This is a genomic window from Allobosea sp. TWI1241 (assembly GCF_039673065.1).
In the GTDB taxonomy this organism is placed as follows: Bacteria; Pseudomonadota; Alphaproteobacteria; order Rhizobiales; family Beijerinckiaceae; genus Allobosea.
In genome coordinates, this window is record NZ_JBDJKW010000006.1 from 214,850 (window position 1) to 236,754 (window position 21,905).

At 69.3% G+C, this 21,905-nt stretch carries 20 protein-coding genes; 9 read left to right on the forward strand and 11 right to left on the reverse strand.

Annotated features, from left to right (window positions below; genetic code table 11):
• The first annotated feature begins 77 nt into the window (after window positions 1-77).
• Window positions 78-560 carry a redox-sensitive transcriptional activator SoxR gene (gene soxR / locus ABE438_RS10545; RefSeq protein ID WP_346502567.1) on the forward strand — a complete coding sequence of 161 codons (483 nt, stop codon included), beginning with the start codon at window positions 78-80 and terminating at the stop codon, window positions 558-560.
• A gap of 80 nt (window positions 561-640) precedes the next feature.
• On the opposite strand, the gene ABE438_RS10550 is transcribed toward soxR, so the two are convergent.
• The 4 genes from ABE438_RS10550 to ABE438_RS10565 all read right to left on the reverse strand — a co-directional run bounded on the left by ABE438_RS10550 (window position 641) and on the right by ABE438_RS10565 (window position 3,376).
• On the reverse strand, window positions 641-940 hold the full coding sequence (locus ABE438_RS10550) for a hypothetical protein (RefSeq protein ID WP_465248595.1): 300 nt from the start codon (window positions 938-940) through the stop codon (window positions 641-643).
• A gap of 69 nt (window positions 941-1,009) precedes the next feature.
• Window positions 1,010-1,465 (reverse strand): RbsD/FucU family protein, encoded by a 456-nt coding sequence (locus ABE438_RS10555; protein ID WP_346502568.1) that lies wholly within the window; start codon window positions 1,463-1,465, stop codon window positions 1,010-1,012.
• 7 nt (window positions 1,466-1,472) lie between these two features.
• Window positions 1,473-2,333, reverse strand: coding sequence for an amidohydrolase family protein (locus tag ABE438_RS10560; protein ID WP_346502569.1), 861 nt, complete (start codon window positions 2,331-2,333; stop codon window positions 1,473-1,475).
• Window positions 2,330-3,376 carry an aldo/keto reductase gene (locus ABE438_RS10565; protein WP_346502570.1) on the reverse strand — a complete coding sequence of 349 codons (1,047 nt, stop codon included), beginning with the start codon at window positions 3,374-3,376 and terminating at the stop codon, window positions 2,330-2,332. The genes ABE438_RS10560 and ABE438_RS10565 overlap by 4 nt, the downstream gene beginning before the upstream one ends.
• A 172-nt stretch (window positions 3,377-3,548) precedes the next feature.
• Here ABE438_RS10565 and ABE438_RS10570 point away from each other — a divergent pair, with 172 nt between their 5' ends.
• From ABE438_RS10570 to ABE438_RS10600, 7 genes are all read left to right on the forward strand, one after another.
• Window positions 3,549-4,901, forward strand: coding sequence for an ABC transporter substrate-binding protein (locus ABE438_RS10570; RefSeq protein ID WP_346502571.1), 1,353 nt, complete (start codon window positions 3,549-3,551; stop codon window positions 4,899-4,901).
• A 139-nt stretch (window positions 4,902-5,040) separates the two neighbouring features.
• Window positions 5,041-5,970, forward strand: a complete 930-nt coding sequence (locus ABE438_RS10575) for a carbohydrate ABC transporter permease (protein ID WP_346502572.1) — start codon at window positions 5,041-5,043, stop codon at window positions 5,968-5,970.
• Window positions 5,970-6,788: a carbohydrate ABC transporter permease gene (locus tag ABE438_RS10580; RefSeq protein ID WP_346502573.1), complete on the forward strand. Its 819-nt coding sequence runs from the start codon at window positions 5,970-5,972 to the stop codon at window positions 6,786-6,788. The genes ABE438_RS10575 and ABE438_RS10580 overlap by 1 nt, the downstream gene beginning before the upstream one ends.
• Before the next feature lie 83 nt (window positions 6,789-6,871).
• Window positions 6,872-7,768, forward strand: a complete 897-nt coding sequence (locus ABE438_RS10585) for a dihydrodipicolinate synthase family protein (protein WP_346502574.1) — start codon at window positions 6,872-6,874, stop codon at window positions 7,766-7,768.
• A 10-nt stretch (window positions 7,769-7,778) separates the two neighbouring features.
• Window positions 7,779-8,456, forward strand: coding sequence for a GntR family transcriptional regulator (locus ABE438_RS10590; protein ID WP_346502575.1), 678 nt, complete (start codon window positions 7,779-7,781; stop codon window positions 8,454-8,456).
• A gap of 118 nt (window positions 8,457-8,574) precedes the next feature.
• Entirely contained in the window at window positions 8,575-9,924 is a 1,350-nt protein-coding gene (locus ABE438_RS10595; RefSeq protein WP_346502576.1) for a dihydroorotase, read from the forward strand.
• A 6-nt stretch (window positions 9,925-9,930) separates the two neighbouring features.
• A complete protein-coding gene (locus tag ABE438_RS10600; protein WP_346502577.1) occupies window positions 9,931-11,178 on the forward strand; it encodes a Zn-dependent hydrolase in 1,248 nt (415 codons plus the stop codon).
• Between the two features lie 137 nt (window positions 11,179-11,315).
• Here ABE438_RS10600 and ABE438_RS10605 read toward each other — a convergent pair whose 3' ends face one another.
• The 5 genes from ABE438_RS10605 to ABE438_RS10625 form a co-directional block, all read right to left on the reverse strand.
• Complete coding sequence (locus tag ABE438_RS10605; RefSeq protein ID WP_346502578.1) at window positions 11,316-12,821, reverse strand: amidohydrolase family protein; 1,506 nt, start codon at window positions 12,819-12,821, stop codon at window positions 11,316-11,318.
• A 20-nt stretch (window positions 12,822-12,841) separates the two neighbouring features.
• Window positions 12,842-13,633: an ABC transporter permease gene (locus tag ABE438_RS10610; RefSeq protein WP_346502579.1), complete on the reverse strand. Its 792-nt coding sequence runs from the start codon at window positions 13,631-13,633 to the stop codon at window positions 12,842-12,844.
• Window positions 13,620-14,402: an ABC transporter ATP-binding protein gene (locus ABE438_RS10615; RefSeq protein ID WP_346502580.1), complete on the reverse strand. Its 783-nt coding sequence runs from the start codon at window positions 14,400-14,402 to the stop codon at window positions 13,620-13,622. The genes ABE438_RS10610 and ABE438_RS10615 overlap by 14 nt, the downstream gene beginning before the upstream one ends.
• Before the next feature lie 37 nt (window positions 14,403-14,439).
• Window positions 14,440-15,447 carry an ABC transporter substrate-binding protein gene (locus ABE438_RS10620; protein ID WP_346502581.1) on the reverse strand — a complete coding sequence of 336 codons (1,008 nt, stop codon included), beginning with the start codon at window positions 15,445-15,447 and terminating at the stop codon, window positions 14,440-14,442.
• Between the two features lie 131 nt (window positions 15,448-15,578).
• Entirely contained in the window at window positions 15,579-16,490 is a 912-nt protein-coding gene (locus ABE438_RS10625; protein ID WP_346502582.1) for a LysR family transcriptional regulator, read from the reverse strand.
• A 115-nt stretch (window positions 16,491-16,605) separates the two neighbouring features.
• Between ABE438_RS10625 and ABE438_RS10630 the strand changes: the two genes are divergently transcribed.
• Window positions 16,606-17,544 carry an N-carbamoyl-D-amino-acid hydrolase gene (locus ABE438_RS10630; RefSeq protein ID WP_346502583.1) on the forward strand — a complete coding sequence of 313 codons (939 nt, stop codon included), beginning with the start codon at window positions 16,606-16,608 and terminating at the stop codon, window positions 17,542-17,544.
• 69 nt (window positions 17,545-17,613) lie between these two features.
• Here the strand turns inward: ABE438_RS10630 and ABE438_RS10635 are convergent, their stop codons facing one another.
• Both ABE438_RS10635 and ABE438_RS10640 read right to left on the reverse strand, forming a co-directional pair.
• A complete protein-coding gene (locus tag ABE438_RS10635) occupies window positions 17,614-18,732 on the reverse strand; it encodes a ribonucleotide-diphosphate reductase subunit beta (RefSeq protein WP_346502584.1) in 1,119 nt (372 codons plus the stop codon).
• Window positions 18,733-18,968: 236 nt separating this feature from the next.
• Window positions 18,969-21,887 carry a ribonucleoside-diphosphate reductase subunit alpha gene (locus ABE438_RS10640; protein WP_346502585.1) on the reverse strand — a complete coding sequence of 973 codons (2,919 nt, stop codon included), beginning with the start codon at window positions 21,885-21,887 and terminating at the stop codon, window positions 18,969-18,971.
• Window positions 21,888-21,905 lie beyond the last annotated feature (18 nt).

Consider the following 21,905-nt stretch of genomic DNA (forward strand, 5'->3'; position numbering starts at 1 on the left):
GGGCCTAAAATCTCGATCTTTATCGAGGTTACGCAGCCGCGTGCCTGGTCGGAGGCGGAACGGCGGGGGCAATGGCAATGTCCGAGCGGGAGCTGAGCGTCGGCGAGGTGGCGCGGCGCGCGGGCGTGCCGATTTCGACGCTGCATTTCTACGAGGCGCAGGGGCTGATCGAGAGCCGGCGGACGCGCGGCAACCAGCGGCGCTTTCCGCGGGCGGTGCTGCGGCTGATCGCGGTGATCCGGGTGGCGCAGCGCACCGGCATCCCGCTGGCGCAGATCCGGCAGCGGCTCGCCCGGCTGCCGCGCGACCGGGCGCTGACCGGCGACGACTGGGCCGCGCTCTCGGCCGAATGGCGGGCCGAGCTCGATACCCGCATCACGCTGCTGACCCGCCTGCGCGACCAGCTCACCGGCTGCATCGGCTGCGGCTGCCTTTCGGCGCAGGACTGCCCGCTGCGCAATCCGGACGACATCGCCGCCAGCAGCGGGCCGGGCGCGCGCCTGTTCGACCTGCCAGATGGCGGCACCAGGCACCCGGAAGACGCTTCCGATCCGCGTTGATCTCAACCGGGCGCGCGGCCCCGGCGATTGCGCCGAGCCACGTCAGCGAGCCCTGGCCGCAGCGGAAACCTTCCCGGCCGTCAGCGCCGGCGTGCGCGCCAGCCGTCGAGCCGGTCGGCGATCCAGTGGGCGAAGCGCGCCATCGGCCGGCGCAGCACGGCGAGATCGGCCGCGATCAGCATCAGCCCGAGCGGCAGCATCCAGATGCCGAGCACCGGCAGGAAGGACAGCACGCCGCCGGCGACCAGCAGCAGCGCCACCGGCACACGCACCCAGCGCGAGGCCGGATGCCGCAGCCAGCGCGAGGCGGCGGCCATGCGCGCCGGCATCTCCCGCTCCAGCCGCTTGAAGGCGATCCTCAGTTCCAGCCGCGCGCTCAAGTCCCGCTCTCTCCGTTGGTGCGGTGAGAAGCTGGGGTGCGCCGGCCCCGCTGCCAAGAGGCCGCCGGCTCAGCCGGGCTCGCCGGCGATGACGCCCTTGCGGAACAGGAAGCAGCCATAGGGCCGCGGATCGCCGACCTGCACCACCGCGAAGGCCCGCCGCGCCGCCTCGTAGAAGGCGAAGCGCTCCAGCCCGGCCAGCGGCTCCGGCCGGCCGAGCGCGCGGTCGATCTCGGCCTGGACCTCGCGCTGCACCGCCGGCACGGCCTGCGCGTCGCCGACCACCAGCATGCGGCGCAGCGGCTGCGGCTCGAAATCGTCGACCGGCAGCACCGAGAGCACGGCGCGCGCCACACGCTGCAAGGAGAGCCCGGGCAGGCGCACCAGCCGGCCGCTCGCCGTGGCGCCCGCGATGGTCTGCGCCGGATGGTTGGCGTCGACCAACGCGAGATCGTCGCCATGGCCCATCGCCGCGAGGATCCAGAGCAGGTCGGCCGACAGGACCGGGTCGATGGCTTTCAGCATGTGTTGGTCATCCCTGCTGCGTGGCGGCGCGCCCGCGGCGCCCGAGATAGAGGCGGGCGGCATTGCCGCCGAACACCGCGGCGCGCTCGGCCGGCGCCAGATCGGCGAGCAGCGCCTGCGCCGTCTCGACCCAGCTTCCATAGGAGGCGCGCAGCGTCACCACCGGCCAGTCGCTGCCGAAGACCAGCCGCTGCGGCCCGAACACCGCGAGCAGATGCTCCACCACCGGCCGCAGCGTCGCGAGCGTCCAGTCCGGACCGGCCTCGGTCACCAGCCCCGAGAGCTTGCACATCACCTGCGGATGCGCAGCGAGCGCCGCGATGCCGTCCCGCCAGGCGCCGAGATCGCCGCGGGTGAGATCCGGCTTGGCGGCATGGTCGATCACGCAGGCGAGATCGGGATGGCGGTCGAGCACACGCAGCATCGCCGGAATGTGCGGCGTCTTCAGCAGCGCGTCGAAGACCAGCCCGGCGCCGATCAGCGCCGAGAAGGCGGGTGCCAGTTCGGGCCGGGCCAGCCAGCCGGTGTCGGGGATGTCCTGCACCATCGGCCTGAGCCCGACCAGCAGCGGATCGCGCGCCAGCGCCGCGATCCTGAGGCCTGCCTCCGGCGCGGCGAAATCGCACCAGCCGACGACCCCGGCGACGTAAGGCGTCCGGGCCGCGACGCCGAGCAGGAAGGCGGTCTCGGCCTCGGTCGGCGCGGCCTGCACCAGAATGGTGCGCGCGATCCCGTTGGCGGCGAGCAGCGGCGCGAGCTCGTCCGGGGTCGCGTCGCGGTAGATCGACCCGAGCGCCGGCGTCAGCCAGCCATAATCGCCGCGTGCGAGCGTCCAGACATGCTGATGGGCGTCGATGCGCGGCGTCATGCCGGCACCGGCACGTCGGCGCCGAGCAGCCCTTCCGCCTTGAGCTCGGCCCAGAGCGCCGCCGGCACCGGATCCGCCAGCGCCGCGAGCTGGTCTGCGACCTCGGCCGGCGTCACCGCGCCCATCACCAGGCTCGCCACCGCCGGATGGCCGAGCGGGAACTGCAGCGCCGCCCGGCGCAGGGTCACGCCGTGGCGGTCGCACACCGCCGCGATCGCCGCGACTCGGGCGAGGATCTCCGGCGGCGCCGGCCGGTAGTCGTAGCGCGCGCCCGGCACCGGCCCCGTGGCGAGGATGCCGGAGTTGAACACCCCGCCGAGCATCAGCCCGATGCCCTTCTCCAGCGCCAGCGGCAGGAAGGAGGCCAGCGCCGGCTGTTCCAGCAGCGAATAGCGCCCGGCCAGCAGCATGGTGTCGAAATCGCCGGCGCGGGCGAAGCGCTCGCACATCGCCGCCTCGTTGACGCCGACGCCGATCGCCGCGACAGCGCCGGCCGAGCGCAGCCGCTCCAGCGCGCGATAGGCCCCGTCCATCGCCTCGCGGAAGCGGCCCTCGACCGCCTCCGCGCCATGGGTCCGGACATCGACGTCGTGGATCAGCACGATATCGATCCGGTCGACGCCGAGCCTGAGCGCCGACTGCTCCAGCGAACGGAGCACGCCGTCATGCGAATAGTCGAAGGCGAGCCCGTGCGGCAGGCCGCCGACATAGCCAGAGCCGTCCCCTCGCCCCGCGAAGGGCCGCGCGACCCGGCCGACCTTGGTTGAGAGCAGCACCGGTCGCCCGGGCCGGCGCCGCAGCGCCGCGCCGATCCGGTGCTCCGACAGCCCGTGGCCGTAGAGCGGCGAGGTATCGACCAGCGTGACGCCGCCGTCGAGCGCCGCCTCGACCGTAGCCACCGCCTGCGCCTCGTCGAGCACGGCATAGAGATCGCCGAGCGGCGCCCCGCCGAAGCCGAGCGTCGAGACGGAAAGCCCGCTGCGGCCGAGGCGGCGCAGCGGCGGCTTGGAGGCGGTCACGGCGGCAGTCGTATCGACGGTCATGAGAGAGCTCCGGGCATCATGCGAAAGACTATGTGCACGCCAACATGTCAGCTTGCAACCGACCCTTTTCCCTTCTAGCGTGCGCCTCGATCCGACAGGCGCGGCGACCGATCGCGCAGCGGACGAGAGATACGGCCGGTCGAGGCCGGACAGACTGTTCAGGGAGGACAGCATGACCGACAGCATCCTGAAGCCGACCCGTCGCGGCCTGCTGCGCGGGGCCGCCGCGCTCGGCGCGAGCGGGGCGATCGCCTCGCCGCTGGTGCTGCGCCAGGCGCACGCCCAGGCGGCCTTCGACTGGAAGCGCTTCTCCGGCCAGACCATCGACGTGCTGCTGGTCAAGAACCCGCGCTCGGACCTGATGCAGGCGGCGGAAAAGGAGTTCACCGCGCTCACCGGCATCAAGGTCTCCTCCGAGCAGGTGCCGGAGCAGCAGCAGCGCCAGAAGGCGGTGATCGAGTTCGCCTCGGGCCGGCCGAGCTTCGACGTCAGCGGCATCTCGCTGCATGTGCAGAAGCGCATGGCGGCGCGCGGCAAATGGTTCGCCGACCTGACGCCGATGATCAAGGACGCTTCTCTGACCTCGCCGGAGTTCGCCTTCGAGGATTTCGGCGCCGGCGCGGTGGCCTATGCCCGGCAGGCCGACGGGGCGCTCGATACCCTGCCCTTCTTCGTCGACTACTGGATGGTCTATTACAACAAGGAGCTCTTCGACGCGAAGGGCGTGGCCTATCCCAAGACCATGGACGAGATGGCGCTGGCCGCGCAGAAGCTGCACGACCCCGCCAAGGGCGTCGCCGGCTTCGTCTCGCGCGGGCTGAAGAACGCCAACGTCCCGGTCTGGGCCTGCCTGCTGCTCGGCCAGGGCATCGAGGCGACCTCCGCCGACGGCAAGCTGCAGACCGACGGGCCCGAGGCGGTCTGGGCGGGCGATCTCTACCGCAAGCTCAACAAGGACACCGGCCCGGTCGGCCAGGTCGGCTTCAACTGGAACGAGTGCCAGACCACCTTCATGCAGGGCCGCGCCGCGATGTGGCTCGACGGGATCGGCTTCGCCACCCCGCTCGAGGATCCGGCCAAGTCGCGCATCGTCGGCAAGGTCGGCTACGGCGTCACCCCGCCGGGCCCGAAGGCGCATCACGCCGGGATGTTCGGCGACGGCATGGGCATTTCGCGCGGCTCCCAGAAAAAGGAGGCCGCCTGGCTCTACATGCAGTTCATGACCAGCAAGGCCCAGCAGCTCGCCATGCTCAAGGCCGGCGCCGGCGCCCCTGCGCGCTCCTCGGCCTATCTCGACACCGAGACGATCGAGAAGTCGAAATTCGGCAAGCAGTATTTCGACTGCCTGCTGCAATCGGCCAAGATCGCCCGCGCCGCCCTGCCCCAGATCGTCCCGGTCACCGAGTTCCGCGACGTCTTCGGCGTGGCGCTGACCAACATGATCGGCGGCGCCGATGTCGCGGCCGAGCTGAAGAAGGCGACCGACGCCTTTGCACCGGTGCTCGCCAAGAGCGAGCAGGGCTGAAGGGCCGCGACTGGCCGCAGGACGCGTCATGGTCGGCTTGTCCCGACCAGCCACGTCTTCCCGCGGCCGGGCCGGTGTTTCGAGACCGAGGCTCGCCCGGCACGGGCGAGCCTGACGGCGTGAGTTTCCAGAGCGGACAATGACCAGCACCACCTTGCCAGCCGGCGATCTGACGGGCCCGGCGCCAGCGTCCGCGGCGACCTCGCCGGACTTCACTCCGCGCTACTGGCTGTTCTCGCTGCCGGCCGTGCTGATCATCGCCGGGGTGATCGTCTTCCCCTGGCTGTTCACGCTCTACATGTCCGTGCAGGACTGGAAGATCGGCGGCGGGCAGGAATTCGTCGGCCTGCGCAACTTCGCCGAGCTGATCGGCGATGCGCGCTTCCTCGAATCGATGTGGCACACGCTCTACTTCACCGTTCTCGCGGTGGTGCTGCCCATCGTCTTCGGCACCGCCGCGGCGCTGGTCTTCCATCGCGAATTCCCGCTGCGCGGCCTGCTGCGCACCATCTTCGTCATGCCGATGATGGCGACGCCCGTGGCGGTGGCGCTGGTCTGGACCATGATGTTCCACCCCCAGCTCGGCGTGCTGAACTACCTGCTCTCGCTCGTCGGCATCGCGCCGCAGGCCTGGGTCTATTCGCCCGGGACCGTGATCCCGACCCTGGTGCTGGTCGAGGTCTGGCACTGGACGCCGCTGGTCATGCTGATCGTGCTCGGCGGCCTCGCCGGCCTGCCGCGCGAGCCTTACGAATCCGCGCTGATCGACGGCGCCAACGACTGGCACATGTTCCGCCACATCACGCTGCCGCTGGTCTGGCCGTTCATCATGGTGGCGATCGTCATCCGCACCATCGACGCGCTGAAGGCCTTCGACACCATCTTCGTCATCACCCAGGGCGGGCCGGGCACGGCGTCCGAGACGCTGAACATCTTCCTCTATCTGCAGGCCTTCCAGTTCTACAAGATCGGCTACGCCTCCGCCGTCGTGATGATCTTCTTCGCGATCATCATCGCGCTCTCGCTGTTGCTGCTCTACGCGCGCCAGAAGTCGAAGTGGAACGCGTGATGAAGCGCCTCGCCAAGAAACTCGGCTTCTACGCCTCCGTCTTCGTGCTGGTCTCGCCGGCGGTGCTGGTCTTCCTCTGGATGATCTCGCTCTCCTTCAAGACCGAGCTCGACAACACCGCCTATCCGCCGGTTTTCATCCCGAACCCGCCGACGGTCGCCAACTATCTCGACGTCTTCGAGAAGAACGACTTCCTGCTCTATCTCTGGAACTCGATCCTGGTGACGGGCGGCGCGGTGCTGGTCGGGCTCGCGGTCGGCGTGCCGGCCGGCTACGGCATCGCCCGCGGCAAGGCGCATAAGTTCGCGATCCTGATCCTGGTCGCGCGGATGACGCCGGCACTGTCCTATCTGATCCCGCTCTTCCTGCTCTTCCAGATGACCGGGCTGGTCGGCACGGTCACGGGCCTGGTGATCATCCACCTGGTCATCACCATCCCGATCATCGTCTGGATCATGATCGGCTATTTCGAGAACGTGCCGATCGAGCTGGAGGACGCGGCGCGCATCGACGGTGCCACCACCTGGCAGGCCTTCCGCCATGTCGCGCTGCCACTGGCACGGCCGGGCATCGTGGTCGGCGGCATCCTCGCCTTCATCTTCTCCTGGAACAACTTCATCTTTTCGGTGGTGCTCGGCGGCAAGGCGAGCCGCACCCTGCCCTCGGCCGTCTACAACTCGCTGACCTTCGAGCAGATCTCCTGGGGGCCGCTGGCCGCCGCCGCCCTGCTCGTCACCCTGCCCGTGCTGCTGCTGACCGTGCTCGCCCAGCGCGAGATCGTCGCCGGCCTCTCCGCGGGAGGGCTGAAGGACGGCTGACCCGCCGCTGACGGCCACCGTCGTGGCCATCTCCGCCCTCACCTGACATGTCAGACTGACATCAATCGGAAAGACTCTCGCCCATGGCTCTCGATTCCCAGCGTTTCGGCCTCTCCTGCGCGATCACCACCCCGATGGGCCGCGACGGCGCCGTCGACCTGCGCCGCCTGGTCGACCATGCCCGCCACGTCCTGGCGAATGGCTGCGACAGCATCACCCTGTTCGGCACCACCGGCGAAGGCGCCTCGCTCGGCGCGACCGAGCGCAACGCCATGCTGGGCGCGGTCGCCGGCGCCGGCCTCGACCCGTCGCGGCAGCTGCATGTCGGCATCGCCGCTTCCTCGCTGGAGGAGGCGGTGGCGCAGGCGCGCGCCGCCGCCGAGATCGGCGCCAAGGGGCTGCTGCTCGCCCCGCCCTTCTACTTCAAGGGCCTGTCGGAGGAAGGGCTCTATGCCTGGTTCTCGCGCTTCTTCGAGACGCTCGGCACCGCGGCGCGCCACACCATCCTCTACCACATCCCCTCGGTGACGGCGGTCGAGCTCTCGGTCGCGCTGGTCGGCCGGCTGAAGCAGGCCTTCCCCGGCATCGTCGCCGGCGTGAAGGATTCCTCCTGCCACTACCCGACCACCGAGGCCTTCCTGAAGGCGCATGGCGAGCTCGCCATCCTGGTCGGCGACGAGCGCCTTCTGGCGCGCGCCGTCCGCGCCGGGGCGCAGGGCTCGATCTGCGGCGTGGCCAATCTGGTGCCGCAGCTGCTGCGCCCGCTGGTCTACCAGGGCAGCGAGGACGGGACCGTCACCGCCCTGGTCGACGAGATCTGCCGCTATCCGGTGGTGCCGGCGGTGAAGGCGCTCGCGGGGCACATCCATGGCGACGACGGCTTCGGCCCGATGCGCGCCCCGCTGGTTGCGCTCGACGCCGAGCAGCGTAAGACCCTCTTCGCCGCCTTCGACCGGATCGTCCGGGCGAAGGCCGCCTGAGGAGAGTGGCATGAGCCAGCCGGACCAGGAACGCGAGGGAGAGCCGCTGAAGCTCCGGGAGCGGGCCTATGCCAGCTTCACCGAGCGGCTGCTCGCCCGCGAGATCCGGCCCGGCCAGTTCGTCACCCAGCGCGAGCTGGTGGCGATGACCGGGCTGCCGCTCGGCGCCATCCGCGAGCTGATCCCGCGGCTGGAAGCCGAGGGGCTGATCAAGACCGTGCCGCAGCGCGGTATGCAGGTCGCCCATGTCGACCTCAACCTGATCCGCAACGCCTTCCAGTTCCGGCTCTTCCTCGAGACGCAGGCGACGGCGCTCTACGCCCGCAACGCCGGCGACGCCGAGATCGCCGGCCAGCGCGCCCGCCATGAGGCGATCGTGCGCCGTGCCGAGGCCGGCGAGGAGGGCGAGACGCTGATCGAGGACGCCGAGGAGGTCGACCGCCTGCTGCACGAGTCGATCATCGACCATCTCGACAACGAGATCGTCAGCCAGGCCTTCCGCGTCACCTGGCTGAAGATCCGCCTGATCCGGCAATACGAGACCCGCATCCACAACAGCATCGTCGTGCCGGTGATGCGCGACCACCTCAAGATCATCGCGGCGATAGAGACCCGCGACGGCGAGCGCGCCGCCGCCGCCATGGCCGAGCATATCGGCAACGCCCGCAACCGCGCCATGACCTATTGAGCGCGGGCCGGCATAACGGCCGGTTATAGCGAGGCCGAGATTTGGTATGCGGGCTTTGGTCCGGGGCGCGGCTAGCATGCCGGCATCCGTTCCAGCCAGACCGAATTTGGGCCCGATCATGAGCGATTTCGACCTCGTCCTCCGCGGCAACATCGTGCTCGCCGAGCGCATCATCGAGGACGGCCACATCGCCGTCGCCGGCGGCAAGGTCGCGCATGTCGGCTCCGGCACACCGCCCTCGGCGCGCGAGACCCAGGACCTGCGCGGCCACTGGATCATGCCCGGCGCCATCGACGGTCAGGTCCATTCCGGCAGCCAGCAGGGCCAGGAGGGCATCGGCATGTGCTCGCGCGCCGCGGCCGCCGGCGGCGTCACCGTGATGGTCGACATGCCCTATGACGAGCCGGTGCCGGTCACCGATGCACGGCTCTTCGCCGAGAAGGTCGCGGTCGTAGAACGCAACGCGCATGTCGACGTCGCCCTCTACGCCACCATCGCGGTCGAGGACGGGCTGCCGGCGATCCCCGGCCTGATCGCGGCCGGCGCCTGCGCCTTCAAGTTCTCGACCTTCGAAGCCAACCCGACCCGGTTTCCGCGCATCGGCGACGACACGCTCTACGACGCCTTCCGCCTGATCCGTCCGAGCGGCCTGCTCTGCGGCGTCCACAACCAGGACCAGGAGATGACCCGGCGCAACATCGCCCGGCTGATCGAGGCCGGCGACACCGGCCCGGACGCCTTCATGCGCGCCCATACCCCGCTGATCGAGAACCTCGCCACCGCCCGCATCTACGAGCTCGGCGCCGAGACGGGCGCGCGCGCCCATGCCGTCCACGTCTCGACGGCGCGCGGCTTCGAGATCTGCGAGATGTACAAGCGGGCCGGGCACAGCGTCACGCTGGAGAGCTGCGTGCAGTACTTCATGCTCAACGCCGAGGAGCACCTGCCCCGCTTCGGCGCCCGCATCAAGCACTACCCGCCGATCCGCCCCAAGGCCGAGACCGAGCTGCTCTGGGCCCATCTCGCCGCCGGCCATTGCGACTTCATCTCCTCCGACCACGTCTCCTGGGGGTTGGAGAAGAAAGGCGACCCGATGATCTTCAAGAACAGCTCCGGCGGCCCGGGCATCGAGACCCTGCTGCCCGCGCTGTGGACGGGCTGCGAGGAACATGGCATCTCGCCGACCATGGTGGTGAAGCAGCTCTGCGAGGGACCGGCGAAAGCCTTCCTGCTGGCCGACAAGGGCCGGCTGGCGCCGGGCAGCGACGCCGACATCGTCGTGCTGGAGCCGGGCCGTTTCGTCCACGATCCTTCGCGCAGCCTCTCGGCCGTGCGCTGGAGCGCCTTCGAGGGCCGCACCTTCAACGTCCGCGTCGCCGCCACCTATGTCCGCGGCCAGCTCGCCTGGGACGGCCGCCAGATCTGCAACAGCGCCGGCGACGGCCGTTTCCTGCGCCCATCCGCCTGAGGTTCCATGCCGATCGACCAGGACCGCCTCTGGGGCCGTCTCGAAGCCCTGTCCCGCATCACCGATCCCGACCGTCCCTGGACGCGCCGCTCCTTCACGCCGCGCTTCCTGGAAGGGCGCGACTGGCTGGCCGCGCAGTTCCGTGCGGTCGGGCTCGCGGTCTCGATCGATGCCGGCGGCAACCTGATCGGCCGGCGCGAGGGCAGCGAGCAGGGGCTGAAGCCGATCCTGGTCGGCTCCCATTCCGACACCGTGCCCTCCGGCGGGCGCTATGACGGCATGCTCGGCCTGCTCGCGGCGCTCGAGGTCGCGCAGGCGCTCGAGGAGGACGGGGTGCGCCTGCGCCATCCGCTCGAGATCGTCGACTTCCTCGCCGAGGAGCCGAGCGAGTTCGTCAACCTTTCCTGTATCGGCAGCCGGGCGATGAGCGGCGCGCTGACCGCCGAGCAGCTCGCCTTCCGCCGCGCCGACGGCACGAGCCTGCACGACGCCATCGCCTATGTCGGCGGCCGCCCCGACGCGATCGCCGCCGAGGCGCGGGCCCCCGGCAGCATCGCGGCTTATGTCGAGGTCCATATCGAGCAGGGCCGCGTGCTGGAAAAGAACGCGATCCCGCTCGGCATCGTCACCGACATCGTCGGCATCCGCCGCGAGCGCATCACGGTCTCCGGCCGCGCCGACCATTCGGGCGCGACGCCGATGCCGCTGCGCCGCGACGCGCTGGTCGGCGCCGCGCGCCTGATCGAGACCGCCTATCGCCAGGCGCTGGCCATGGCCGAGCTGCCGCGCCCGCTGGTCGCGACCTTCGGCAAGATCGAGGTCAGCCCCAATGCGGCGAATGCGGTGCCGGGCGAGGCGGTGCTGACGCTCGAGGTCCGCTCCGGCGACGAGGCGGCCGTGCGCGCCTTCGGCGAGACGCTGATGCGCAGCGTCGCGCCCGAGCTCGAAAGCCTCGGCGTCACCGCGACGGCCGAGCCGATCAGCCATGTCGCGCCGACCGCCTGCGCCGATGCGGTGCGCACAGCCATCGCCGACACGGCCCGCGCGCTCGGCCTCGCCACGCGCGACCTGCCGAGCGGCGCCGGCCATGACGGCGTCTTCGTCTCGCGCCTCGGCCCGGTCGGCATGATCTTCACGCCCTGCCGCGACGGCCGCAGCCATGCGCCCGAGGAGGATATGGAGCCCGGCCAGGCCCATGACGGCGCCCGGGCGCTCGGCGGCGCGGTGCGCATGCTCGACGAGCGGCTGGACTGACAGCCGCGGGCGGCGCAGGCGCCGCCCGCATGATCACTCGGGCCGGCCGGTCACGACGCCCGGCCACAAAGAGGCGACGGCGGGACAGCCAAAGCCCCGCCGTCCGTTCCCCGCTTTGCCCGGCGGAAATCGCGCGCCTAGGCCAGCGGCGCGCCGTAGCGCTCGACGCGATAGGGCTCGTGCGACAGGCCGATACAGAAGCTCGCCACCGCCTGCTGCAACCGCTCCGCCAGCTGCTTCATCGGCGCGTTGGCGGCTTCGAGGCGGGCGCGGGCGGCCTCCGCCTGGCTGGCGAGGCGCGCCATGTCGAGCGTCAGCAGCCGGCCGTCGCGCACGACGAAGCGCCCGCCGATCATCACGTCGCGCACGGCCGTGCCGTCCTCGACATGGACGATCTGGTTGACCGTGCGGTTGTGCGGCACCCAGTTGATATGGCCGAGATCGACGAAGACCAGGTCGGCCTTGTAGCCGGTGGCGATGCGCCCGATGCGGCCCTCGAAGCCGAGCGCCCGCGCCCCGCCCTCGGTCGCGGCGTGCAGCGCCTCGGGCGTGGTCAGCCAGCTGCCGACATCCGGCCCGCGCACCTTCGAGACGAAGGAGGCGAGCTTGGTCGCCTCGTACATGTTCTGGTTGTCGCCGCTGTTGGAGCCATCGGTGCCGATCGCGACGTTGACGCCCGCGTCCAGCATGGCGCGGACATCGGCCAGCCCGCTGCCGAGGCGCATATTGCTGGCGGGGTTGTGGGCGACGGAAGCGCCATGGCCGCCGAGGATGCGCATGTCCTCCCCGTCGAGCCAGACGCCGTGGGCGACGGTGAAGTCGGGACCGAGCAGGCCGAGTTCGTCGAGATGCGCCGTCAGGGTGCGGCCGTAGCGCTTGATTCCGGTCAGGGCCTGGACCTTCGATTCCGAGACATGGCTGTGCAGGCCGAGCCCGTGGCGGCGGGCGCAGTCGCGGCAGGCGCCGAGGAAGGCGTCGGAGCAATGATGCGGAATGGTCGGCGCCAGCGCGACCTTCAGCCGCTCGCCGTCGATGCGCGCGGTGCGGACGAAATCCTCGAAGCCCTGCAGCGTCTGCGCATAGGGCTGCAGGCGGAAGCGGTCGACCTCGGCGCGCAGCGGCTCAGGCAGCGAGTCGTAGAGGCCCGGGATCGCCTCGTAGAGCGTGCGGTCGGCGACCATCGGCGCGATGGTCGCGCGCATGCCGACATCCTGATAGGCGCGGGCGATCGCGCCCATGCCCTCCACCGTCGGCGCCGGCACCTCGAAGAACAGGTCGTAGCAGGCGGTAGTGCCCTTCAGCACCATCTCGGCGCCGTTCAGCGCCGCCGAGAGATACTTGTCCTCGAAGCTGCGGTTGCCGCTGATCCACGGCCCCGCCGCCAGCAGCAGCTCGAGCGACCAGCGGTCGCCCATCGCCTTGGCGAGCGCGCCATGGGCGTGGGTATGGGCGTTGACCAGCCCGGCATGCACCAGCTTGCCGGCGGCCGCGACGATCTCGGCCCCCTCCGGCGCGCTCATGCCGCGCGGGCCGATCTCGCGGATCGTGTCGCCTTCCAGCAGCAGGTCGACCGCCTCGGCCTGGGTGCGGCCGGGCAGCAGCACCAGCGCGTCGCGGATCAGGGTGTAGCTCGGGCTCGCCATCTCGTGCTCCTCGTGCGCGGTCAGCGCCGTTCCTCGGCCGCGGCCCAGGGGAAGAAGATCCGCTCCGCCACCACGATCAGCTGGAAGAGCACGATGCCGAGCAGGGCCAGGATCAGCATGGCGCCGAAGGCCACCGGCACCTTGAAGAAGGCGGTCGCGGAGGTGATCAGGTAGCCCAGCCCGCGCTCGGCCGCGACGAACTCGCCGACCACGGCGCCGACCACCGAGAGCGCGATCGCCGATTTCAGCCCCGAGAACACGAAGGGGATCGAGAAGGGCAGCCGCACCTTGAACAGCTCCTGCAGCTTGCTCGCCCGGCAGGAGCGCGCCAGCTCGACCAGCTCCGGCGGCACCGCCAGCAGGCCGGTCGTCATCGCGATCACCAGCGGGAAGAAGGCGACGAGGAAGGTGACGATCACCCGCGGCATCTCGTTGGGGCCGAGCATCACCACCAGGATCGGTGCGATCGCCACCTTCGGCACCGACTGCGTCAGCACCAGCAGCGGATAGATCGCATCCGCCGCCAGCCGTGAGGAGGAGATCAGCACCGCCAGCGGAAAGCTGACCGCGATCGAGAGCAGGAAGCCGAAGAGCACGGTGCGCAGCGTCGCCATCATGTGCTCGCCGAGCTGCGCGGCGCCCATCGCCGCCGTGTCCTCGACGATGCGCGAGGGCGAGGGCAGCAGGTATTCGGGGATCGCGAAGATCCGCACGCTTGCCTCCCACACCCCCATCAGCACCACGAGCGCCACCAGCGGGATCAGGAATTCGCGGCTCGCGCTGAGCCAGCCGGGAAGCCTAGTGCTCGACATCGAAACGCGCTCCCTGCTCGCCGAAGATCAGGTCGCGGATGCGGCCCGTGCAGCGGTGGAATTCCGGATGGCCCGAGAGGGAGAAGTCGCGCGGACGCGGCAGGTCGACATCGATGATCTCGGCGATCCGCCCGGGCCGCGGCGACATCACCACGACGCGGTCGGCCAGGATCACCGCCTCGGGAATCGAGTGGGTGACGAAGAGGATGGTCTTGGGCGTGCTCGACCAGATCTTCAGCAATTCGATCGTCATGATCTCGCGCGTCAGCGCGTCGAGCGCGCCGAAGGGCTCGTCCATCAGCAGGATGTCGGGATCGTGCACCAGCGCCCGGCAGATCGCGGCGCGCTGCTGCATGCCGCCGGAGAGCTGGCGCGGGCGATGCTCGGCGAAGTCGGCGATGCCGGCGACCGCGAGCAGCTCCTTCGCCCGGCGCCTCGCCGTCTCGTCGGCCCGGCCCATGATGGTGGAGGGGAACATCACGTTTTCCATGATGGTCGCCCAGGGCAGGAGCGTCGGCGCCTGGAAGACGATGCCGGTGTCCTGGCGCGGCGCGGTCACCCGCTCGCCGCGGATCGCGATGCTGCCCTCGGTCGGCGGCACCAGCCCCGAGACCAGCCGCAGCAGCGTGGACTTGCCGCAGCCGGAGGGGCCGACCAGCGTGACGATCTCGCGATCCTTCACCGTCAGGTCGACGCCCTGGAGCGCCCTCACCCCGCCCGTGCCGCCGACGGCGCCGAAGACCTGGCCGGCCTGTCTGATCTCGATCATGCGCAGGCCTCCGCTGCCGTCGCCATGGGCAGGGCCGTCACTGGCCGGCCGGGAGGAAGGACATGTCCACCGCGGTCTGCGGATCGACCTTGGGATCGAGCCCCTGCGCCTGCGCCACGACCTCATAGGTCTTGGCGAGGCGCTCGGCGGTGATCCCGCCCGTGCCGGCCTGCTTGGCGTGGTCGGTGAAGATGAAGCCGAGCGTCGCCTTGAGGCTGCCGAGGCAATCGTCGAGATCGACCTGCTGGTTGGCCTTCACATGCGCCTCGCACGTCGCCTGCGGATTGTCGCGTGCCGCCTCCCAGGCCTCGCGCGTCGCCTTCATGAAGCCGCGCAGCATCTCGGGCCGCTTGGCGATCGTGCCCTCGGTGGTGTGGAAGGCGAGCGAGTAGATCGCGAAGCCGGCCTCGACGAAGGGCAGATAGGCCAGTTCCTTGCCGGCCTTCTGCGCCTGCTTGTTCTGGTAGTAGAAATTCGTGGAGTAGGACGGGATCGCATCGACCTTGCCGGCGATCAGCAGCGGCCCCATGGCCGAGCCGTCGACCGTCACCCATTCGATCTTGTTCGGGTCGGTCTTGGCCGCGGCGGCGACGGCCGGAAAATAGAGCCTGTGGCTGTTGCCGGGCGTGATGCCGATCTTCTTGCCTTCGAGCCCGGAGAAGTTGGTGATGCCGGAATCCTTGCGCACGAACAGCGAATGCGGCGAGTGGGCATAGACCGCGCCGATCATCTTCAGCGGCACAGAGCTGCGCTGGCGGGCGGTGAACAGCGCGGAGATGTCGGCCATGCCGATATCGGCGGCGCCGCCCGCGACCTTGCTCAGCGTATCGCCCGAGCCGTTGCCGCGGCTGATGCGCAGCGTGATGCCGTTGCGCTGGTAGATGCCCGAGGCGATGCCGGCGTAATAGGGCGCGTAATCGCCGGTCGGGATCCAGTCCAGCATCAGGTGGACATTCTCGGCGGCCCGGGCCGCACCGGTCGCGGCGCCGAGCGCCATCGCGGCTCCGACCGCGGCCGTCATCACGGTCGACGTGAACTTCAACATGGCGATCATCCTTTTCCGGTTCCCCTTGCCCTTCAGAAGGAACGGTGGAGCCGATCAAATCAAATACCAATTTTTCGCGAAAGCATAAGGGCGTGTTATGCCTTCATGCCCGCGCGCTCCCGATCGACGGCTCACCCGGCCTCGCCATCCTCGGGAAAGGCCTTCAGCAGCGACTGCAGGTCGGCCACGAAGCGGCGGGCGATGCGCGACAGCGGCTCGACCCGCGACGAGAGCAGATGCGGGCGCGTCGCGGTCTTCGGCACCAGCGGGCGCGAGCGGATGTTCGGCCAGGCATCGTCCATCAGCACGAAATCGTCGACCACCGCCACGCCGCCCCCGGCCTGGACCAGGCAGCAGGCATTGGGCGTGAAGCGCACCTGCGCATTGAAGCGGATCGGCTGCGGCGCGCCGCCCAGCGCCCGCCCGACCACCACGCCATAGGGGGTCTGCGAGCCGTAGCCGATGATCGGATAGGGCACGAGGTCGACCGGCTTCACCACGCGCTTGGCCTCGAGCGGATGCCCGGCCGGGAAGATCACCCGCAGGCGCCCCTCGGCGATCTGCACCGCCTTGACCGTCGGATCGTCCACCGCCATCGACGTCACCGCGAGATCGGCGCGATGGCTGGCGATGCGGGCGATCAGCTCCGACAGGGTCAGGATCTCGAACTCGACCCGCACCTCGGGATGGGCATGGCGGAAGCGCGCCACCGCCTTGGGCACCAGCATGTGGCCAACACTCGGGCTCGCCACCAGCCGGATCGAGCCCGCCCCGCCGCGGCGCAATTCGTCGGCGAGTTCGTTCACCCGCGTCACGCCCTGATGCACCTGCTCGACCTCGGCGAAGAGCATGCGCGCCTCCGGCGTCGGCTGGACCCTGCCCTTTACCCGCTCGAACAGGGTCAGCCCGAGCCGGTCCTCGGTATAGGAGAGCAGCCGGCTGATCGCGGGCTGGGAGACCGAGAGCAGGCGCGCCGCGCCGCTGATCGAGCCTGTCGCCATCACGGCGCGAAACATCTCGATCTGCCGCAGATTCATCGCCATCGCTCATAACCCTCCCTTATGGCTGGCGCGGAAATTAGCATATGCTTGTTGTGGAAGCACTCGCTTAGATTGGCGCCGGGCCGCGAGGCCACGCTTTGCCAGGGAGTCTTCATCCATGCCGCGCCTTCTCACCGTCGCTGCAGCGCAGCTCGGCCCGATCCAGAAGGCCGAAGACCGTCCCGCCGTGGTGGCCCGGATGATCGCGCTGATGCGCGCCGCCAAGGCGCGCGGCGCGGATTTCATCGTCTATCCGGAGCTGGCGCTGACCACCTTCTTCCCGCGCTGGTATTACGAGGACCGCGCCGAGGCCGAGCGCTGGTTCGAGCGGCGCATGCCCGGCCCGCAGACGCAGCCGCTCTTCGATACGGCGCGCGAGCTCGGCATGGCCATGAGCTTCGGTTATGCCGAGCTGACCCCGGAAGGCCGGCGCTTCAACACCTCGATCCTGGTCGACCGCAGCGGCGCCATCGTCGGCAAGTACCGCAAGGTCCATCTGCCGGGCCATGCCGAGCATGACCCGACCCGGGCGCACCAGCATCTCGAGAAGCGCTATTTCGAGCCGGGCGATCTCGGCTTCCCGGTCTGGGAGTTCGAGGGCGGGCTCGTGGGCATGGCGATCTGCAACGACCGGCGCTGGCCCGAGACCTATCGCGTCATGGGCCTGCAGGGCGTCGAGATGGTCGTGCTCGGCTACAACACGCCGACCGCCAACGGCCATTCCCGCGCCGAGACGCTGGAGGACCGGATGTTCCACAACCGGCTCTCGGTGCAGGCCGGCGCCTATCAGAACTCGACCTGGGTCGTCGCCGTCGCCAAGGCGGGCATCGAGGACGGCCATCATCTCTTCGGCGGCACGCTGATCGCCGGGCCGGACGGCAAGATCGTCGGCGAGCTCGATCACGAGGAGGACGGCCTGCTCGTCCACGCCTGCGATCTCGACGCCACCCGCTTCGGCAAGGAGACGATGTTCAACTTCGCCGCCCATCGCCGTGTCGAGCATTACGGCCTGATCACGCAGCGCGCCGGGGTCGGCGCGCCACTCGGTCGCCGCTGAGCGGTCTCCTCCGCGACGGCGCTCCTGGGCCCGGCCTCCGCGCGAGGCCGGGCCTTTTTCGTCGGCGGCTCACTCCCAGCTGAGCGCGCCGCCGTTCTGGTATTCGATCACCCTGGTCTCGAAGAAGTTCTTCTCCTTCTTCAGGTCCATCGCTTCGCTCATCCACGGGAACGGGTTCTCGGTCTCGGCGAAAACGGGAGAAAGCCCGAGCTGGGCGCAGCGGCGGTTGGCGATGAAATGCATGTACTGCTCGCACAGCGCCGCGTTCAGGCCCAAAAAGCCCCTCGGCATGGTGTCGCGACCGTAAGCCGCCTCGAGTTCGGCCGCTTCCTTGAGCATGCCGCGCACTTCGTCCTGGAAGACCTTTGTCCAGAGATGCGGGTTCTCGATCTTGATCTGGTTGATCACGTCGATGCCGAAGTTCAGGTGGATCGACTCGTCGCGCAGGATGTACTGGTACTGCTCGGCGATGCCGACCATCTTGTTGCGCCGGCCGAGCGAGAGGATCTGCGCGAAGCCGGTGTAGAACCACATCCCCTCGAAGATGACGTAGAAGGTGATCAGGTCGCGCAGCAGCGCCTGGTCGTTTTCCGGCGTGCCCGTCCTGAAGTCCGGATCCTCGATGTTCTGGGTATGCTTCAGCGCCCAGGCCGCCTTGTCGGTGATCGAGGGCACCTCGCGATACATGTTGAACAGCTCGCCCTCGTCGAGGCCGAGGCTCTCGACGATGTACTGGAAGGTGTGCGTGTGGATCGCCTCCTCGAAGGCCTGGCGCAGCAGGTACTGCCGGCATTCCGGGTTGGTGAGGTGGCGATAGATCGCCAGCACGATGTTGTTGGCGACGAGGCTCTCAGAGGCCGCGAAGAAGCCGAGATTGCGCTTGAGCATGCGCCGCTCGTCCTCGGACAGCCCGTCTTTCGATTTCCACAGCGCGATGTCGGCCTGCATCGAGACCTCGGTCGGCATCCAGTGGTTGTTGCAGCCGGAGAGGTATTTCTCCCAGGCCCATTTGTACTTGAGCGGCAGGAGCTGGTTCACGTCGGCACGGCAATTGATCATCCGCTTCTCGTCGACGCTGACGCGGCCGCCGTGGCGGTCGATCTCGCCGAGCCCGGTGGGGGCGGTAGAGGCGTTGACGAGGACGGGATTGGCGGCGGGCGCCGGCTTGGTGTCGGACCAGTCGAGCATGGCGGTGTTCCGTTCTGAAGCTAAAAGCTTGAAGGTGAGGCGCGGGGAACCCCTCTCCTGGAAGGAGAGGGGCAGGGGTGAGGTGTTCGGACCGGAAACGTCAGCTTGAATCCGACCGCGCCGTCGGGGTCCGCGCCGCTGGTCCAGGGGCCTACCCCTCACCCTGCCCTCTCCCTCCGGGAGAGGGTTCCCCGCGGACGCGTTGTCGGACGTCGCAAGAAACGGCGACCAGTGAATTACTGACACGCCTCGCAGCTCGGATCGTCGAGCGAGCAGGCGCTGGGCGCGGCCATGCCGTTCTCCAGCGGGATATCGACGATGATCGGCGCCGCAACCCTGGCCGCCGCCGGCATCGTGGCCGCGACCGCGTTGAGCTTGCCGTCCGTGCCCTTCAGCGTCGATTTCTCGACATGCGTCGCCGAGAGCGCGCGCAGGTAATAGGTCGTCTTGAGGCCGAGCCGCCAGGCGAGCCGATAGGCCTCGTCGAGCTTCTTGCCCGAGGGCTGCGCCATGTAGAGGTTCAGCGACTGCCCCTGGTCGATCCATTTCTGGCGGCGCGCCGCGGCGCGGAGCAGCCATTCGGTCGGGATCTCGAAGGATGTCGCGTAGAGCGCCTTGAGGTCGGCCGGCACGCGATCGATCTGGCTGACTTTGCCGTCATAGTATTTCAGATCCGAGACCATGACCTCGTCCCACAGCCCGCGCGCCTTGAGGTCGTGGACCAGCCCGGCATTCACCACCGTGAAGTCGCCCGACATGTTCGCCTTGACGTAGAGCTGGCTGTAGCTCGGCTCGATCGACTGCGAGACGCCGACGATGTTGGAGATCGTCGCGGTCGGCGCGATCGCCATCGTGTTGGAGTTGCGCATGCCGATGGTCTTCACCCGCTCGCGCAGGGCCTCCCAGTCGAGCGTCGCCGAGCGATCCAGCTCGACATCGCCGTCGCGGGCCTCCGCCAGAATGTCGAGCGAGTCGATCGGCAGGATGCCCTTCGACCAGAGCGAGCCCTCGAACGAGGCGTAGCGCCCGCGTTCGGCGGCGAGATCGACCGAGGCCGAGATCGCGTGGAAGCTCACCGCCTCCATGGACGTGTCGGCGAAGGCCACTGCCTCTTCGGATGCCGTCGGCAAGCGCAGGGTCTGGAGTGCGTCCTGGAAGCCCATGATGCCGAGGCCGACCGGGCGATGGCGCAGGTTCGAGCGGCGCGCCTCGGGGATGGTGTAGAAGTTGATGTCGACGACATTGTCGAGCATCCGCATCGCGGTCGTCACGGTGCGCGCCAGCCGGGCCTGATCGAGCCCTTCCGCCGTCACATGCGCCGCGAGATTGACCGAGCCGAGATTGCAGACCGCGACCTCGTCGGCCGAGGTATTCAGCGTGATCTCGGTGCAGAGATTCGAGGAATGCACCACCCCGGCATGCTGCTGCGGCGAGCGCAGATTGCAGGCGTCCTTGAAGGTGATCCAGGGATGGCCGGTCTCGAACAGCATGGTCAGCATCTTGCGCCAGAGATCGACCGCCTTGATGCGCTTGAACACCTTGACCTGGCCGGCGGCGGCCTTCGCCTCATAGGTCTCGTAGGCCGCCTTGAACGGCTTGCCGTAGAGGTCGTGCAGCTCCGGCACCTCGTCGGGCGAGAACAGCGTCCAGTCGGCGCCGGCCTCCACCCGCTGCATGAACAGGTCGGGGATCCAGTTCGCCGTGTTCATGTCGTGGGTGCGGCGGCGCTCGTCGCCGGTGTTCTTCCTGAGGTCGAGGAACTCCTCGATGTCGACATGCCAGGTTTCGAGATAGGCGCAGACCGCGCCCTTCCTCTTGCCGCCCTGGTTGACCGCGATCGCCGTGTCGTTGGCGACCTTCAGGAACGGCACCACGCCCTGGCTCTCGCCATTGGTGCCCTTGATATGGGCGCCGAGGCCCCTGACCGGCGTCCAGTCATTGCCGAGCCCGCCGGAATACTTCGCCAGCAGCGCATTGTCCTTCACCGCCTTGAATATGCCGTCGAGATCGTCGGCGACGGTGGTCAGGAAGCAGGAGGAAAGCTGCGGGCGCAGCGTGCCGGAATTGAACAGCGTCGGCGTCGAGGCCATGAAATCGAAGGAGGACAGCAGATCGTAGAATTCGATCGCCCGCGCCTCGCGGTCGATCTCGCGCAGCGCCAGCCCCATGGCGACGCGCATGAAGAAGGCCTGCGGCAGCTCGAAGCGATTGCCCCGGACATGCAGGAAATAGCGGTCGTAGAGCGTCTGGAAGCCGAGATAGTCGAACTGGAGATCGCGCTCCGGCTTCAGCGCCGCCGCGATGCGGGCGAGGTCGAAGCGGCCGAGCTCGGGATCGATCAGCTCGTTGGCGATACCGACCTTGAGATAGCCGGCGAAGTAATCGCCATAGCGCCCGGCCATCTCGCCCTGCGTCGCCTGCTCGGGCCGGCCGTGCACGAAGCTCAGCGCCTCGCGCCGCAGCTTGTCGAGCAGCAGCCGCGCCGAGACCTTCGCATAGTTCGGCTCAGCTTCGATCAGCGTCCGCGCCGCGAGGATCGGCGCCAGCGCCAGTTCGTCGAGCGAGATGCCGTCATAGAGGTTGCGGCGCGCCTCGCTCAGCACCGGCTCGGCCGATACCCCGTCCAGCCCGGCGCAGGCCTCGCGCACCACCTTGTCGAGGCGCGCGACGTCGAGCGGCACCAGCGTGCCGTCCGCGAGCGTCATGCGCAGCGTCGGGGCGGCCTGCGCCGCCGGCTTCGCCTCGGCCTGTGCCCTGGCGCGCTCCTGCGCCCGCTCCTCGCGATAGAGCACATAGGCGCGGGCGACCTTGTGATGCCCGCCGCGCATCAGCGCCAGCTCGACCTGGTCCTGCACGTCCTCGATATGGAAGGTGCGGCCCTCGGCGGCCCGGCGGGTCAGGCCGGAGACCACCTGCTCGGTCAGCTCGGCGACGACGTCGTGGATGCGCCGCGAGGCGGCAGCGTTGGACCCCTCGACCGCGAGGAATGCCTTGGTCAGCGCCAGCGTGATCTTGGCCGGGTCGAAGGGCGTCACCCCGCCGCTGCGGCGGATGACCTGGTAGCCGGGCTCGCGCACACCCTGTGCGGCAAGCGGCACCGGGGCGGTGGCGGGCGGCGAAGCGGCGGGCCGCTCGGCGTCGAGAGAAAGAGACATCGGCAATCAACCCCAAGA

What these genes read in the sequence shown, in the direction of transcription:
- ABE438_RS10570 (WP_346502571.1), top strand. Translation starts at nt 3,549, where the DNA reads ATGACCGACAGCATCCTGAAGCCGACCCGTCGCGGCCTGCTGCGCGGG.
- ABE438_RS10640 (WP_346502585.1), bottom strand. Translation starts at nt 21,887, where the DNA reads ATGTCTCTTTCTCTCGACGCCGAGCGGCCCGCCGCTTCGCCGCCCGCC.
- ABE438_RS10600 (WP_346502577.1), top strand. Translation starts at nt 9,931, where the DNA reads ATGCCGATCGACCAGGACCGCCTCTGGGGCCGTCTCGAAGCCCTGTCC.
- ABE438_RS10585 (WP_346502574.1), top strand. Translation starts at nt 6,872, where the DNA reads ATGGCTCTCGATTCCCAGCGTTTCGGCCTCTCCTGCGCGATCACCACC.
- ABE438_RS10565 (WP_346502570.1), bottom strand. Translation starts at nt 3,376, where the DNA reads ATGACCGTCGATACGACTGCCGCCGTGACCGCCTCCAAGCCGCCGCTG.
- ABE438_RS10630 (WP_346502583.1), top strand. Translation starts at nt 16,606, where the DNA reads ATGCCGCGCCTTCTCACCGTCGCTGCAGCGCAGCTCGGCCCGATCCAG.
- ABE438_RS10595 (WP_346502576.1), top strand. Translation starts at nt 8,575, where the DNA reads ATGAGCGATTTCGACCTCGTCCTCCGCGGCAACATCGTGCTCGCCGAG.
- ABE438_RS10555 (WP_346502568.1), bottom strand. Translation starts at nt 1,465, where the DNA reads ATGCTGAAAGCCATCGACCCGGTCCTGTCGGCCGACCTGCTCTGGATC.
- ABE438_RS10615 (WP_346502580.1), bottom strand. Translation starts at nt 14,402, where the DNA reads ATGATCGAGATCAGACAGGCCGGCCAGGTCTTCGGCGCCGTCGGCGGC.
- soxR (WP_346502567.1), top strand. Translation starts at nt 78, where the DNA reads ATGTCCGAGCGGGAGCTGAGCGTCGGCGAGGTGGCGCGGCGCGCGGGC.
- ABE438_RS10575 (WP_346502572.1), top strand. Translation starts at nt 5,041, where the DNA reads ATGACCAGCACCACCTTGCCAGCCGGCGATCTGACGGGCCCGGCGCCA.
- ABE438_RS10605 (WP_346502578.1), bottom strand. Translation starts at nt 12,821, where the DNA reads ATGGCGAGCCCGAGCTACACCCTGATCCGCGACGCGCTGGTGCTGCTG.
- ABE438_RS10620 (WP_346502581.1), bottom strand. Translation starts at nt 15,447, where the DNA reads ATGTTGAAGTTCACGTCGACCGTGATGACGGCCGCGGTCGGAGCCGCG.
- ABE438_RS10635 (WP_346502584.1), bottom strand. Translation starts at nt 18,732, where the DNA reads ATGCTCGACTGGTCCGACACCAAGCCGGCGCCCGCCGCCAATCCCGTC.
- ABE438_RS10625 (WP_346502582.1), bottom strand. Translation starts at nt 16,490, where the DNA reads ATGGCGATGAATCTGCGGCAGATCGAGATGTTTCGCGCCGTGATGGCG.
- ABE438_RS10580 (WP_346502573.1), top strand. Translation starts at nt 5,970, where the DNA reads ATGAAGCGCCTCGCCAAGAAACTCGGCTTCTACGCCTCCGTCTTCGTG.
- ABE438_RS10590 (WP_346502575.1), top strand. Translation starts at nt 7,779, where the DNA reads ATGAGCCAGCCGGACCAGGAACGCGAGGGAGAGCCGCTGAAGCTCCGG.
- ABE438_RS10610 (WP_346502579.1), bottom strand. Translation starts at nt 13,633, where the DNA reads ATGTCGAGCACTAGGCTTCCCGGCTGGCTCAGCGCGAGCCGCGAATTC.
- ABE438_RS10560 (WP_346502569.1), bottom strand. Translation starts at nt 2,333, where the DNA reads ATGACGCCGCGCATCGACGCCCATCAGCATGTCTGGACGCTCGCACGC.